The following is a 15162-nucleotide window of genomic DNA, read 5'->3' as shown; positions in this document are numbered from 1 at the left end:
TATCGCTATTCATTGTGATAACCAAATACCAGCGCCGCATTGGCGCCGCCGAAACCGAAGCTGAGGCTCATGACATTACGCAGACGGCCATGCCGATGCCCCTCGCGAATATAATCAAGATCGCATTCGGGATCGGTCTCGTGCAAATGGCAGGTTGCCGGCATCATTTGTTGCTGTAACGCTTGCAGGCAGACGATGGCCTCAAAACTGCCGGATGCGCCAAGCAGGTGCCCAGTATAGGATTTCGTGCTGGAAATCGGCGTGCGGTAAGCATCGCGCCCCAGAGCCGCCTTGATCGCCTCGGTTTCGCTCACATCGTTTTGCAGCGTAGAGGTGCCATGCGCATTGATATAGTCGATTTTATGACTGTCGAGCTTCGCCTGCTCTAAAGCCCGTCGTATGGTTTTCACTTTCGCCTGCTGATCCTCCGCCGGGGCGGTAAGATCGAAAGCGTCTGAAAAATTGCCGTACCCTTTGATCTCCCCCAGGATCGTCGCACCACGCGCTAAAGCCGCTTCCCGTTCCTCAAGGCATAACACGGCGGCCCCCTCCGCCAGGACGAAACCGTTGCGATCCCGGCTGAACGGGCAGCTGGCTTTGGTGATATCTTTCTGCTCCCGGCTCAACAAACGCAACGCATCCATATTCCAGATCGCACCGTTGCCGCTCAGCGATTCCGACGCGCCAGCCAGCATCATTGCGGCGCGGCCGCTGCGAATCACTTCAAACGCATCGCCAATCGCGATGCCGCCAGTCGCACAGGCCGCCGCCGGCGAGCCTTGATAACCCCGTAGCAGCCAATGCTGGCCGCATATGGCGGTCGCGATATTGGGCATCGCGTGAAAACAGCCAAACAACTGCCCCAATCCGGATTGCAGATAGTCCGCATTGTTTTGCATGATCTCATCCTGCCCTCCCCAGCCGCTGCCGATAATCGCCCCGCACTCCAACGACGAATAAAAGTGCGCAGGCCCCCTGTAAGAGGATGAAAACGCCATTTCGATCGCCTCTGCGGCGGCGGCAAGCGCCAACCTGGCGAATCTGGGTAGCCGGCGACTTACCCGCGCAGCAACGCCCTCCAGCGGCGGTTCAGACTCCAGCAAAGCAAAAAAGCGCGCGTGGATCCCTGCCGCCGATTTATCGTGATAGCGATAGGCCAGGCGGCTGGCCATGATAGCCTGCCAGTTTTGCTGCGCGTTGCCGCCCAGCGCGGTGACGGCACCGTAACCGGTGACCACCACTCGTCTTATTTTCTCCATGCTTATTCTCCTTGCCCCGATGCGAAAGCCTCGTTGCCGCCCAGCGCCAGCCAGAGCTGCATCGTGGCGTTCAGGTAGCGGTATTGCAGCGCCGACAGCGAATTTTCGCTGGTCAACACCGCCTCTTGCGCATCCAGCAGAGTTTGCAGCGCGACGGAACCGGCCTGATATTGATGCCGCGCCAACGCCACGGCTTGCCGGCTCATCGCCAGATGCCGCCGCTGGTTGCCGATTTGCCGCTGTGCTTCCAGGCGTTGTCGCATGGCGTTGTCCACATCGGCCAGCGCGCGGTAGACCGCATCGCGAAATTGAATCTCCGCCCGCTGCGCCTGCAACGCCGCTTTGTCACTGGACAAGCGCATCTTGCGCCATTCGATAAACGGCAGCGTCAACGTGGCCCCCAGCGAACGCGAAGGTTCACTGAACCACCGGCGGAAAAGCCCACTGCCGGCATCCAACCCGGCTTCCAGGCTCAGCGTCGGATAAAAACTCAACCTGGCCGCCTCGGCACCGGCCAGCGCCGCTCTCAGGCGGCGCTCTGCCGCCTGAACATCCGGCCTGCGTGCAATCACCGCCGCCGGCAGGCGCTGCGCGATAGCCACCTCTTCAAGCGGCAACGAACGCCGTTCGCTATAGCGCAGCAGCGGCGATCGCCCAAACAATAACGCCAGCGAGTTACGCGCGTCTTCCCGCTGCCGCTCCAGCTCATGCAGCTGATTCTCTCTCGCCAACAGGTTCTGTTCCGCCTGCAACAGCTCGAATCGGCCAACATCGCCCGCGGTGTGACGTGCCGCCACCAGCCGCAAAGTTTCACGCGCGATCGTCACCATCCGTTGCTGATGGATAACTTGCTGATTCAAATCGGCAATCTGCCAATACCCGCGCGCGGTAGCCCCTATCAAGGTCAACGCGGTATTGCGCCGGTCCAACGCCGAGGCGACGGCCTGCCATTCTGCCTGTTCGCGAATGCGCGCCAGCTTGCCCCATAAATCCAGTTCATAGCTCAGAGAAAGCCCTGCACGGTAGCTTTCCTGCGGCGTAGTCGTGCCCCGCAGCGCTCGGGTATTGCGGCCACTCAGGCTGGCGGCCAGATCCGGCGTCAAATTGCCCTGCGCTAATCCGGCCTCCAACATGGCCTCACGCCACTGCAATCCGGCCAGCGCCAGATCCTGATTCGCAATCAGCACGCCGTCGATCAGCGCCGACAGTTGCGGATCGTTGAAGTTTTCCCACCAGGCGATGCCCGCGCGCAGTGAACCGGAGCGCTCATCGACCACGCGCCACTGCGGCGGCAACGACGGTGGCGCCGTGGCGTCGATCGGCTGCCATCCGCAGGCGCTCAGCGACAGCATCACCAGCCCACAAACCCAAAGTCGGCTCATTCTCGCGCCAGCGCCTCCACCGGCTGCAGGCGCGCGGCGGTGCGGGCGGGAAAGAACCCGAACCCGACACCGATCAACGCCGAGAATCCGCAGGCCAGCAACAGCGGCGGCCAGGTAAAGATCATCGTCACCTGCGGCGCCAATCCGCTCAGAGCCCCTTTAACCAACGCGGCGCAGGCGATCCCCAACACGCCCCCCAGGCTGCAGATCACCACCGCCTCGATCAGAAACTGCCGCATAATGTCTCTCTCAGCAGCGCCCACCGCCAATCGAATGCCGATCTCATGGGTCCGTTCCGTCACCGAAACCAGCATGATGTTCATTACCCCCACACCGCCCACCAGCAGCGAGATGGCGGCAATCGCGGTAATCAGCAGCTGCATGGAGTCTGAGGCGCGCTGAATGGATTGCATCAGCTGATCGTCGGTCAGGGTGAAGAAATCCCGCCGCCCGTGTTCTACGATCAAACGCCGGGTCGCATCCCGCCCCGCCTCTTCCAGCGTCAGTTTTTCATTCACTCGCATCACAATGGATTCCAGCGGCATATCGCCGGCGATGCGGCCGGTGAGGGAGGTATAGGGCAGCCAGGCAAGCGGTTGAGAGCCGGCGTATTGAGCGCCGCGACGCTGCGCGACGCCAATCACCCGATAAGGCACGCCCGCTATCAGCAATACCGCGCCTACCGGGTCTAGCCGGGAAGAAAACAGCGCCTGCTTTAACAAGGGATCAATCACCGCTACCGGTGCACGCTCACTCAGATCCTGCGCGGTTAACAGGCCGCCGGAAAGCAGGCGAATGCCCTGCGTGCGGAAATACCCTTCGCCGACGCCCATCACGGCGAGTGGCACCTGTTTGCCTTCGCGAACGGCCAGCAGTTGGGTGCCGATCACCGGCGAGACGCTGTCGACGTAAGGCAGCGCCGCCAACAATGCAGCATCGCGCGCGCTCAGCGAACGCGCGAAATCAGGGCGCGATTTTTCCCACCCGAGGCCAGGGCGAATCTCCAACGTGCTGGTGCCAAGCTGGCTGATTTCCTTGAGAATATTACGCCGTGTGCCCTCCCCGATGGCGATGGCGGAGACCACCGCCGCAATGCCGATAATGATGCCGAGCATCGACAACACGGCCCGGACCCGATGCCCCAGCAATGCTCGCCAGGCCATACCGACAGCCTCTTTCAGCGCCACACCCGGTGCCATGCGCTTCAGGGGGGCTACCGGCGATAGCGGCCGTTCGAACGTAGCAGGCTGTCGGGAGGCCTCATGGCGACGATCCGCCACGATCTCGCCGTCGCCGATCTCAATGATCCGCCGTGCCTGCTCGGCGATCCGCCGATCGTGCGTCACGATAACGACGGTGTGCCCGACCGCGTTCAGCTCGTGCAAAATGGCCATCAACGCCTGACCGCTGGCGCTATCCAGCGCGCCGGTCGGTTCATCGGCCAAAATGATTTCCGCACCGTTCATCAGGGCACGGGCAATACTGACCCGCTGCTGTTGCCCACCGGAAAGCTGCGCCGGGCGATGACCGCCGCGCTGCGCCAACCCGAGCCGAGCCAACAAATACGCTGCCCGCTGGCGGCGCTCTGCGGCCGGCATGGCGGTATACAACGCCGGGATCGCCACATTCTCGCCGGCGGTCAGATAGGGCATCAGATGATAGCGCTGGAAGATAAAGCCGATATGCCGGCTGCGAAGCTGCGCCAGGCGATCGCCGTCGGCTTGCCCAATAGCCACCCCGTTGATGTACACATTGCCCTGAGAAGGCTTGTCCAGACAGCCGATGATGTTCATCAGCGTCGATTTTCCAGAACCGGAGGCGCCGACGATAGCGACCAATTCCCCCCGCTGAATGCTCAGGGATACGCGCTTGAGGACCGCAATTTTCTGCTCCCCGGCCTGAAACTCGCGCGAGACGTTTTCCAACGCAATAATGGGCTCGGCGTTAGCTGACATGGCCTTCCTCCGCATCAGGCTGCTGATCCAGCAGCACCCGTTCCCCTGCGCTCAGTCCTTCCAGCACTTCGGCATAGCGACGATCGCGGGTACCGATACGCACTCGGCGTACCACGGTCTGCTCGCCTTCCAACACCTTGACCTGGTAATCCCCTTCATCCAATGCCTCGCCCAGCGCAGCGATCGGCACCCGCACCACGCCCTGCGCGCGTTCGGTAATGATAAATACCTGCGCCGTCATCGAGGTGCGCAGTCGGCGTTCATCGTTGGCGACGGCAAACACGCCGTTGTAATACACCGCCGCCGTTTGCTGGCTTGAGTTCCTGCCCAGCGGGTCGGTTTCCAGCGCCTCCGCCGGCGCCTGCTGTATCGCACCCATGGCCCCCTCATATCGGCGGCTGGAATCGGCGGCGACGTAAAACCACAGCGGCTGCCCCGTCTTCACCTGCAAGATGTCATTTTCCGATATGCGGGTGTGCACCATCATGGTATCCACGTCTGCCATCACCAAAATGGTCGGCGCGCTTTGCGACGAGACGATGGTCTGCCCTTCCTGGGTGACAATGCCCAGCACCTCGCCGTCGATAGGGGCGGTAATACGGGTAAAAGCCAGATTGGCCCTGGCGGTTTCCTGCGCCACTTCGGCCTGGACGATCTGCGACTCGTTCACTTTCAACTGCGCCAGTTGCGCGTCGCGCTGCGCCTGCGCTTTTTCCAAATCGCTGGCCACGCCGGCGCGGTCGCGCGCCAGCGCCCTTTGCCGCGTCAGTTCCAGCTGGTACTGCTTCAGCTGCGCCTGGCTCGCCAGTTTCTGTGCCTGTGCGCTGCGTAATTCGGCCTGTGACTTGCGCAGCTCGTTAAGCTGCAGCGTCGGATCTATCTCGGCCAACAGCTGCCCCTGGGTCACCCTGTCCCCCTGTTTGACATACAGTTTTTTCAACTGCCCGTTGACCTGTGCGCCAACGTTCACCTGCCGGATCGGTTTTAGAATACCGGTCGCCAACACGCTTTTTTCGATGTCCCCGCGCTCGACGCGCGCCGTTTGCGGTGGTTGCATGTCAGGAGACCGATTCAGCAACGACAGCCCGCCAACCACCGCCACCAAAACGCCCAGCGCCAGCGCCACTCGCCGCCAGCGTCTCTTCCCGGACTCGTCACTCCACCGCAGCACAATCATTCATCCTGACGTCATGGGGGAATTCAGGCACCAACCGCCCCTGGGACATGCGCAAGACCCGATCGAACAACGGCAACAGCCGCGGATTATGGGTGACCGTCACCAGGGTTTTACGATTTTCACGGCAATGCGCTACCAGAGCCGACATCACCGTCGCCGCGGTCTTTTCATCCAGATTTGCCGTCGGCTCGTCCAGCACCAACACCGGGCAACGGCTGTACATGGCGCGCGCCAACAACAGACGCTGGCGTTGCCCCAGCGACAGCCCGGCATGGCTCTCCCGCACCAGGGCATTCACGCCCCCCGGCAGCTGCGCCACCGCGTCCGCCAACCCCAGGCTGCGCAGCGCCTGCTCCACCTGCCGTTGCTGGCCCGGCGCCGACGGCGCGAACAGCGTGATGTTCTGCAACACCGAGGCATTGAACAGAATGTCCTCCTGGCTTTGCAGGAAAAACAACCGCTGCGCGGCGGCGCTTGCCAGCACGCGCCCATCCAGCGCCAGCGCCCCCTGCTGCGGCGTCAGCAGACAGGCGAGCACCTTCAGCAACGTGCTTTTACCCGCGCCGGAACCGCCGCAAATGGCAATACACTCTCCCCGTTCCAGCGTCAGAGACAAATCGCGCAACACCGGTTGGCCGGCGTCGTAAGCGAAGGTCACCCCCCGATACGCCAGCTGCGCGTCAAAATGGCTCACGCTTTCGTCCTCAGACGGTGCCCGAACGGATACCGCAGGAAACAGGTCCCGCGCGCGTTCATCGATGACGTGCATCTGGTTTTTCTGCAAAACGGCGAAAAAGATCTTGCTGCTGTACGAGGTAAAGATTTCGCGCAGAAAGCTGTAGGCGAAGAATGCCCCCAGGCTGAGCTCGCCCTCCTTGAGCAGCGGCAACGCCAGCAGCATGAACAACACCATCTCCAGACTGCCGATCAGCTGGTAAATGCTGCCCTTTATCTGCTCATAGATCTTTTGCTGCTGCAGGCAGTTGAACAGCGAGCGGGCATGTTCGGCGAACCCTTCCTGCCGCTGGCCGGCCAGGCCGGCGGACTTGATGGTCGAAAACCCCTGGATGGTTTCCAGGATGAAGTCATTTTGCACCGCGCCTCGCACCTGCAGCTGCTGGGTGTAATGCCGATCGCGGTAGATGGCCCACACGCTGACCGCCCCCATCAGCAGCACGCCGACAACCGGCACCAGTGCCAGCATCGGGCTCAGATACCCCATCACCGCCAGCGCGATGGCCCCAATGATCCAGTCGGTGCGCAGGCCGTTATCCAGTTCGATTTTCTGGCCGGCGGCCATCTGCCAACTGGTGAAACGGCTGAAGATCTCGCCGGGGGCGCGTTTGCTGAAGAAATTGAGCGAGTTTTCCAGCAGGCGAGAAAAACCGGCGGCGCCGTGCAACAACACGAAATTTTTGATGAAGCGTTCGGTAAAGATGCGAGCAACCAGCGCCAACGCCGTGGACGCCACGAACGCCAATAGATAGTAGGCATAGGGGAACGCGACCTCGCCGGCCATGGCGAACACCTGATTGATCGCGCTGGCGACCATCATCGGCATGATGAACAGCGTCAGCGAGATAAAAAACGTCATCGCCGCCAGGCGATAAATGCCGGTGATGCCGGCGGTATCCTTCAGGCTTAAGCTGGCGAAAGCGCGCCGGCGGCCGCTGCGCGGGGCCGGTGCACCAGCCGGTATCTCATCGCGATCCAGCACCAACGCATAACCGCTGATTTCCGCTTTCAGGGCAGCGTACGGCAGCAGTTGCTGCCCCAATGCCGGATTCATTACGCATACGTACCCCCCCTGGCGATACGCCAGCAACACATAGTGGCCTGCGCCGTAATGCAAAATGGCCGGTAAAGGCAGCGCCGCCAGATCCTGATGCTCAAACGCCACCGGATAAGCCGGTAGCGCCAGCTCTCCCAAAATGGCGCACAGCGTCGCCAGCGAAGTGCCGTGCTGCGAAGCGGGATAACGCTCCCGCAGTTCCGTCAACGGTGCGCGAATGCCCTGAGTTTCCGCCAGCATGGCGATACAGGCCAGCCCGCACTCATTGATTTCGCTCTGCAAGACCGGCGTAGGAAGGATGTTTTCCATACGTAGTGATATTCCTGACTTATTCGTTGATGAAAAATAAAGAGTGCGAATGCCATAACAGCCAATCATCCGCATGCCGCCGGAGGGTTCGCTCGACGATCGCCGGCATGGCGCGGCCGACCCGGTCTGCAGCGACCGGCTCTTCGATGTGAATGCGGATGCCGCGATCGAAATAAAGCGAATAGAACACCACCTGAGCCCGTAGCGCCCGGGACAGCCGAACGAGGCCGCTGTGCAAATGCGCCGGCCGGCCGAACAGATGACAGGCCAGTTTGGCCGCAGCATCCTGATTGCTGTGCAGGGTGTAATCTGGCGTGATGTCCGGGAAGAGGATGATGTTGCGCCGATGTTCCGCCGCTTCCAGCATCGCCTGCGATAAGGTGCCGGCGATGTGCCGCGGATCGTCGTGAATCGAGCAATAGTCGAGCTGCTGCCGCCATTCGTCTTCCGATGCTCGCCGCGCAAACGCCTGCACATCGCCGGAAACGATCACCGTGGCTCGTCTGGGATAAACATTCGCACCGACCAGCGTCGCCAACACGTCGGAGACCGTATGCATCGGCGCCAGCAGCACCGGCACGCCCGCGCGATGCAGAGGTTCCACGACCCGATCGAGCTGCGCGGAACAGTGCGCCAAATGCTTCATCAGCGCCGCATTGCGAGCATAGACCGCCGCGAGATCCAGCCACTGCCGCCGCTGCATCAGCCAGGCGAAGTCCAGCTTGCCCTCCCCCAACAGGCTCTGGCGGTTCGCCAGCGCTACCGCATGCCGGTGGCGAAAGCGACGCTGCGGTCTGCTTCCCCTCAACCGCCGGCGCACTTCCAGCCACAGGCGATAATCCACGCGCCGCAGCACAGCACACGTCAGGCGGTTGCCCATCCCGGCCCCCGTTGCCGATAAGCGGGCCATCGCGTCCAGGCCGTTGCGCCAGGCCAAATACCCCCGAACCGCGAGCAGGCGCATCACGGGGCCAGCGGCTTATCGTGCTGCAGCAGCGACAGCAGCTGCCGGCTGAAAGCGGCAAACTCACGATCTTGCAGCGCCAGCCATTTGCGATTGACGATAAAACTGGGGGTCGCGTTGATCTGGTAATAACGGCTCACTGCCGTCATATACGCCAACAGCTCTTTGACCCGCTCTGACTCTCTGGCCTGCTGATAGGCGGCCTCATCGATACCGTTGGCCGTCAGCCAGGCGCTGAGCTGTTTGTCGTCCGCCAGGTTGAGGTTTTCTTTGATAATGGCGCGGTAAGCGGCGGGGCGATGCTGCGCTTCGATCCCCATGATCGTCAGCGTGGCGAACAGGGGCGCAAAGGCCGCCATGCCGGCTTGACTGTCGTCGCTGAGGTGCAAGCGCACCAATTTGGCCCCCGCCGGTAAACTTTTTTCCAGCTCGGCCACGCCGCTTTCGTTGACTTCACAATAGTGGCAGGCATAAGAGAAGACTTCGACAATAGTATTATCGTCTTGCAACGGGCTTTGCTCGATTTTTTCCGGGGCGATAAAGCTCAGGCTTTCTGCCTCCGGCGGTTGCATGACGTAATATTTAAAATAAAAGGCGGTCAGAAAAGAAGAGGAAAAAATAATGACAAGCGTGTAGCTAATGAAAAGCAAGGGACGTTTATACATAACGGACGCATCCTGCGCATATATTAATACTCACCCGGCAGGGTGAATACATGAAAAAGAGTTAATACCGTAAATAATGAGAACGTAAAGATGACTTTTCGCCCGGTATCAGGCGGGCCAGCGCGAACGCTGCCCGCCGACCCACCGCTAATCTAAATGCAGGGGATTAACCCGCCTCAGCTTGGCGTGGTTGGGTTAGACGGGCAGCTTGCTACCGGCGCCGGGTGATAAGTCTTTCTCACACCGCCAAACTTATCGGCACAGGTGGTGACCAGCTGGCAGGTGCGGTTATTGCCGCTGCCCACCCAGGCAAACTCCCTGGTACAAACAAAAGTACCGCCGACGATGTTTCCCGCTTCTGACAGATTGATTTTCTTCATTACAATATCCTTATATATATTAAAATATAAACACACTACCCATTACTCTGTCGGCAGACAGAGCAATTCTTCAATACATTTTAAAACCATCTAACTAATAACAATGAGAGCGCTTCGGGAAAAAGCATAGCCATCCCAAACGAGCAGATCAATACAATTATTTACACTGCAAGAGAAAGTTAATCGAATAAGTAAGCCGTGAACACAGGACTATTCCAATTTAAATTGGTCTAAAAACAAGAAAAGTAGATCAAAGCCTATTAAAGCAAGAAAAACATAAAAGGATATTTCTCAATAAAATGAAAAAACAAATAAGAAAAATTCAGATCTGACCAGTTGGCGACGACGTGCAACACGCTGAAAAGATTGCTTCCTGCCGCGCCGGATTTACACTGGGCAGCAGGACTCTCACTCTACAGGATGCCCATGCTCGCCACTCACGAATACGCCAACGACCTGATTCTGTTCGCCCTGATTGTCGACTGCGGCTCGTTCAGCAAGGCCGCAGAGAGCGCCGGCATCACCAGCTCGGTGATCAGTAAACGCATCGGGCGGCTGGAAAAATCGCTGGGTGCCCGGCTGTTATACCGCACCACCCGCAGCCTGACGCTGACCGAAAGCGGCCAGGCGCTCTACCAGCAGGCCAAAGAGATCGGCGCCAAAGTGCAGGAGGCGCTGTACGCCGTCAGCGAAAAGAGCGAAGAGTTGACCGGCACCATTCGCATGTCGGTGCCGACCATTTCCGGCGAGCTGCTGCTGAGCGAGAGCGTGGCGGAATTTTGCGCTCTGCACCCCAGCCTGAAGGTCGAGATGCGGCTGGAAAACCGCTTTGTCGATCTGGTGGAAGAAGGTATCGATCTGGCGATCCGCACCGGCACCATGCCGGATTCGAGCCTGATTGCCCGGCCGATCTTCGATTCCCGCTGGGTGATCGTCTGCTCGCCGGGGTACCTGGAAAGCCACCCGGAACCGCGTAGCGCCGAAGACCTGCTTGGCCACAACTGCCTGACCTACACCTACCAGGAGAGCGGCACCGCCAACTGGCTGATGAAACGACCGGGACGCAACGAAATCTACGAGCTGCAGGTTAACGGCAACCTGTCGGCCAACAATGCGCGAGCGATCCGCAAAGCGGTGATCGGCGGCCACGGTATCGCCATGGTGCCGCGCTGCATGGTGTATGAAGATTTGCAGGACGGCAAGCTGACCGAGATCTTGGCCGGCCACTGCGGCAAAGTATTGGGCATTTACGCCGTCTATCCTTACACCCGCAATCTGCCGTTAAAAACCCGTCTGCTGATCGAACATATCATCGGTTCCTACCAAAATATCAGCCATTATTTTTGAGTTCCCTGCTCTGATTATTTCCCCGCGGCCGCAAAAAGCCGCGGGGATTACCGCATTTTTGGACATAATCTATTGAACATTACCGCTTAATTAATGTGAACCCACGCATTTATCACACAAAATCGCTTCCTATCAAACTGATTTTAAAGCAGTTAATTTAACCCCTTCTGCCGGCCAGTTTCCCACCGCCGCCGCCGTTCGCCGATGTTAAAAAAATACCGCATGGCATCGTCACCAACGTTGTGATTAGAATGAAAATGTTGCGGTAATTAACCTTTCAGCTACATATCTCTGCCCATAAAAATAATAACCCTGAGGATCTTATGCCCCTGCTTTTCAGTATTGCGCCCATCGTCCTGCTGATTTGGATGATGACCAAAAGGAATGGCGTGCCCTCTTACCTCGCCCTGCCGCTGACGGCCGCCGTGGTGTATGCCGTACAGCTCCTGTGGTTCGATGCCTCGCTGCGGCTGCTGCATGCCAATATCATCACCGCGCTGGTGTCGACGCTGACGCCGATCACCATCATCGCCGGCGCCATCCTGCTCAACAAACTGATGCAGATAAGCGGCGCGGAAAACGTGGTGCGGCGCTGGCTGGAAACCATCAGCCCCAATCCCGTGGCCCAGCTGATGATTATAGGCTGGGCCTTCGCCTTTATGATTGAGGGCGCCAGCGGCTTTGGCACACCGGCCGCCATCGCCGCGCCGATTCTGGTCGGGCTGGGCTTCAACCCGCTGCGCGTCGCCCTGCTGACGCTGGTGATGAACTCGGTACCGGTCTCCTTCGGCGCCGTGGGCACCCCCACCTGGTTCGGCTTTGCCAACCTCGGTCTGTCGGACGCCAGCCTGCTGGAGATCGGCCGGCAGACCGCGCTGATCCACTTTGTCGCCGGCTTCGTCATTCCTCTGCTGGCGCTGCGCTTTATCGTTTCCTGGCAGGATATCCGCCGCAACCTGCCGTTTATCCTGCTCAGCGTGCTGAGTTGCACCGTGCCCTATCTGCTGCTGGCTCAGGTGAACTATGAATTCCCGGCGCTGGTCGGCGGCGCGATCGGCCTGGCGCTCTCGGTACTGTTGGCACGCTGCGGCATCGGCCTCACCCGCAGCGACAAATCGCAGAGCGCCGGGCAGGCGGTGCCGTTCTTACAGGTGGTCAAGGCCATGACCCCGACCCTGCTGCTGATTGCTATTCTGATAGTGACACGCGTCCACCAGCTGGGCCTTAAAGCGCTGCTCAACAACACCGCGCTGCTGTGGCAGGAAAACCTCGGCTGGCTCGGGGAACTGCGCATCAGCCGGGCGCTGATCGTCGAACTGCAGCAGGTGCTGGGTACCTCCGCCGCTGCCGGCTACAAAACGCTGTATGTCCCGGCGCTGATCCCGTTCCTGCTGGTGGTGCTGCTGTGTATTCCTCTGTTCCGCCTGAATGGCGACCAGGTGCGGCAAATGTTCAGCGAAACCGGCGGGCGCGTCGCACGGCCCTTTATCGCCCTGTTCGGCGCGCTGGTGATGGTCAACCTGATGATGCAGGGCGGCGACAACGCGCCGGTGATCCTGATCGGCAAAGCGTTGGCGGCGCTGACCGGCGAGAGCTGGCTGCTGTTCTCGTCGTTCCTCGGCGCGCTGGGCTCGTTCTTCTCCGGTTCCAATACCGTCTCGAACCTGACCTTCGGCGGCATTCAGCAGTCGATCGCCCGGAGCAGCGGCCTTGACGTCAATCTGACGCTGGCCTTGCAGTCCGTCGGCGGCGCCATGGGCAACATGGTGTGCCTGAACAACATTATCGCCGTCTGTTCGATCCTCGGGATCGGCAACGCCGAAGGCAAAATCATCAGAAAGACCGTGCTGCCGATGCTGGCGTACGGCGGGATTGCGGCCGGTATGGCAGCGATCCTCACGCTCTGACTGAACACTCGTTATCGCAAGCAAGACAAGAAGGTAAACACTATGATCATCTCCGCGTCAACCGACTACCGGGCCGCCGCCCAGGCCAAACTGCCACCGTTTCTGTTTCACTACATCGACGGCGGGGCCTACGCGGAGCATACGCTGAAGCGCAATACCGCAGATCTGGCCGATATTGCCTTGCGCCAGCGCGTGCTGCGCAATATGTCCGAACTCAGCCTGGAGACCACGCTGTTCGGCGAGCAGCTGGCGATGCCAGTGGCGCTGGGGCCGGTGGGGTTGACCGGCATGTACGCCCGCCGCGGCGAAGTGCAGGCCGCGCGCGCCGCGGCTAAAAAAGGCATTCCGTTCACGCTGTCCACCGTGTCGGTCTGCCCGATCGAAGAGGTGGCGCCGGCGATCGATCGGCCGATGTGGTTCCAGCTTTACGTGCTGAAAGATCGCGGCTTTATGCGCAATGCGCTGGAGCGCGCCAAGGCCGCCGGCGTGAAAACGCTGGTGTTTACCGTCGACATGCCGGTGCCGGGCGCCCGTTACCGCGACGCCCACTCAGGGATGAGCGGCCCTAACGCCGCGCTGCGCCGCGTGCTGCAGGCGTTTGCCCATCCGCAGTGGGCCTGGGATGTCGGCCTGCTCGGCAAGCCGCACGATCTGGGCAACGTCTCGGCCTACCGCGGCAAACCCACCAGCCTGGAAGACTACATCGGCTGGCTGGGTGCCAACTTCGATCCGTCAATTTCCTGGAAAGATCTGGAGTGGATCCGCGAATTCTGGGACGGCCCGATGATCATCAAAGGCATTCTGGATCCGGAGGACGCCAAAGACGCGGTGCGCTTCGGCGCCGACGGCATCATCGTCTCCAACCACGGCGGCCGCCAGCTGGACGGCGTGCTGTCGACCGCGCGCGCCATGCCGGCGATCGCCGACGCGGTGAAAGGCGACATCACCCTGTTGGCCGACTCCGGCATCCGCAGCGGTCTGGACGTGGTGCGCATGATCGCCCTGGGGGCCGACAGCGTGCTGCTGGGGCGCGCCTTCGTCTATGCGCTGGCGGCGGCCGGCGAAGCCGGGGTGGCTAACTTGCTGGATCTGATCGACAAGGAAATGCGCGTCGCCATGACGCTCACCGGCGCGAAAACCATCGCGGAGATCAACGCCGGATCGCTGGTCAGAAACGCCTGAATCAAAGCGGCTGCACGCCTTCTGGGTAGGCGTTGTAGCTCATCTTGCTGATGAAGGCCCCGGCCGGTGACACCAACACCCGGCCGGCGGCGTCCAGCCCGAGGAAGGTACCGGTGCAGCGCCCGGAAATAAAGTCGAAGAAGAACACCGAGCACACCGGGATAATCTTTTCCCGGAAGGTGAACAGGAACATCTCGTCCTCAAACTTGTAGTAGGTGGCGTAGTCCATATCGCCGTGGCCGAATTGCTCGCCGCGCAGGTTTTGCCAGGCATAGCGCTCGGTATTGACGTAGAAGTGTTCGTAATAGTGGTTGGGGCTGTAGACATTCAGCGTACGATAGCCGATCAGCTCGCGGGTCAGATGCGGCGCGACGCCACTCGGCGTGACGCCGACAATCCGGCCGACGTGGAAGCTTTGCTTGAGGCGCGAGCCCTTTTCCACCGTCTGTTCCGGCAACAGCGTGCTGCGCACCAGCAGCGCCCGGCCGCTGTCACGATTGAGTACCAGCGTCAGGCACTCGTTGCCCGGTGACTGCAGCGGAATATTGAAGAAATAGCGTGCGGCGGAGGTTTGCACCTCTTCGTAAGCGTCCTCACCGCTCTCCCCTCCCCAGGCCCACAGCACCCGTTGCCGATCGGCACTGAAGCGCAGCGTGATTTCCCCGTCGTTGTCAAAGGCGATCTGCAGCGTTTTGCCCCGCCAGTCCTGGGTGCCCGGCAGGCGGTTAGTGTCGATACCGCGCGCGAAATCGTCGTAATTCTTCCAGTCCGGCTCGGCATTTTGATTCAGTACGGATTGTTCTGCTGACATCTTCGCTCTCCTTGATTGAATGGGATGAAAAC

The 15162-nt window shown here is 60.3% G+C and carries 12 protein-coding genes; 3 read left to right on the top strand and 9 right to left on the bottom strand.

Annotation, left to right across the window (positions count from 1 at the left end; translation table 11 throughout):
- Window positions 1–5: 5 nt before the first annotated feature.
- The 8 genes from AWX27_RS13805 to AWX27_RS24590 all read right to left on the bottom strand — a co-directional run bounded on the left by AWX27_RS13805 (window position 6) and on the right by AWX27_RS24590 (window position 9883).
- Window positions 6–1259, bottom strand: a complete 1254-nt coding sequence (locus tag AWX27_RS13805) for a beta-ketoacyl-[acyl-carrier-protein] synthase family protein (protein WP_060422947.1) — start codon at window positions 1257–1259, stop codon at window positions 6–8.
- A 2-nt stretch (window positions 1260–1261) separates the two neighbouring features.
- Window positions 1262–2641: an efflux transporter outer membrane subunit gene (locus AWX27_RS13800; protein ID WP_060422943.1), complete on the bottom strand. Its 1380-nt coding sequence runs from the start codon at window positions 2639–2641 to the stop codon at window positions 1262–1264.
- Window positions 2638–4596, bottom strand: coding sequence for an ABC transporter permease (locus AWX27_RS13795; RefSeq protein ID WP_080432963.1), 1959 nt, complete (start codon window positions 4594–4596; stop codon window positions 2638–2640). Before AWX27_RS13795 ends, AWX27_RS13800 begins: the two co-directional genes overlap by 4 nt.
- Window positions 4586–5773, bottom strand: a complete 1188-nt coding sequence (locus tag AWX27_RS13790) for an efflux RND transporter periplasmic adaptor subunit (RefSeq protein WP_369819316.1) — start codon at window positions 5771–5773, stop codon at window positions 4586–4588. The genes AWX27_RS13795 and AWX27_RS13790 overlap by 11 nt, the downstream gene beginning before the upstream one ends.
- Entirely contained in the window at window positions 5751–7874 is a 2124-nt protein-coding gene (locus AWX27_RS13785) for a peptidase domain-containing ABC transporter (RefSeq protein ID WP_060422938.1), read from the bottom strand. Before AWX27_RS13785 ends, AWX27_RS13790 begins: the two co-directional genes overlap by 23 nt.
- Window positions 7875–7893: 19 nt before the next feature.
- A complete protein-coding gene (locus AWX27_RS13780) occupies window positions 7894–8838 on the bottom strand; it encodes a lysophospholipid acyltransferase family protein (RefSeq protein ID WP_060422935.1) in 945 nt (314 codons plus the stop codon).
- Complete coding sequence (locus tag AWX27_RS13775; protein WP_060422932.1) at window positions 8838–9503, bottom strand: DsbA family protein; 666 nt, start codon at window positions 9501–9503, stop codon at window positions 8838–8840. The genes AWX27_RS13780 and AWX27_RS13775 overlap by 1 nt, the downstream gene beginning before the upstream one ends.
- A 176-nt stretch (window positions 9504–9679) precedes the next feature.
- The gene (locus AWX27_RS24590) at window positions 9680–9883 is read right to left on the bottom strand and encodes a DUF4762 family protein (RefSeq protein WP_072265485.1); all 204 of its coding nucleotides are present in this window, start codon (window positions 9881–9883) and stop codon (window positions 9680–9682) included.
- Between the two features lie 426 nt (window positions 9884–10309).
- On the opposite strand from AWX27_RS24590, the gene AWX27_RS13770 reads away from it, so the two are divergent.
- From AWX27_RS13770 to lldD, 3 genes are all read left to right on the top strand, one after another.
- Window positions 10310–11230 carry a LysR family transcriptional regulator gene (locus AWX27_RS13770; protein WP_033649471.1) on the top strand — a complete coding sequence of 307 codons (921 nt, stop codon included), beginning with the start codon at window positions 10310–10312 and terminating at the stop codon, window positions 11228–11230.
- A 323-nt stretch (window positions 11231–11553) separates the two neighbouring features.
- Window positions 11554–13137, top strand: coding sequence for an L-lactate permease (locus AWX27_RS13765; RefSeq protein ID WP_060422929.1), 1584 nt, complete (start codon window positions 11554–11556; stop codon window positions 13135–13137).
- 42 nt (window positions 13138–13179) lie between these two features.
- Window positions 13180–14319, top strand: a complete 1140-nt coding sequence (gene lldD / locus AWX27_RS13760; RefSeq protein WP_047570674.1) for an FMN-dependent L-lactate dehydrogenase LldD — start codon at window positions 13180–13182, stop codon at window positions 14317–14319.
- A 1-nt stretch (window position 14320) separates the two neighbouring features.
- On the opposite strand, the gene AWX27_RS13755 is transcribed toward lldD, so the two are convergent.
- On the bottom strand, window positions 14321–15130 hold the full coding sequence (locus AWX27_RS13755) for a MoaF C-terminal domain-containing protein (RefSeq protein ID WP_049273488.1): 810 nt from the start codon (window positions 15128–15130) through the stop codon (window positions 14321–14323).
- Window positions 15131–15162: the final 32 nt, after the last annotated feature.

Source organism: Serratia sp. 2880STDY5682894 (assembly GCF_001537385.1).
Classification (GTDB): domain Bacteria; phylum Pseudomonadota; class Gammaproteobacteria; order Enterobacterales; family Enterobacteriaceae; genus Serratia; species Serratia nevei.
Note: the sequence above shows the minus strand (reverse complement) of the source record. Positions and strands in the feature narration are given on the sequence as shown.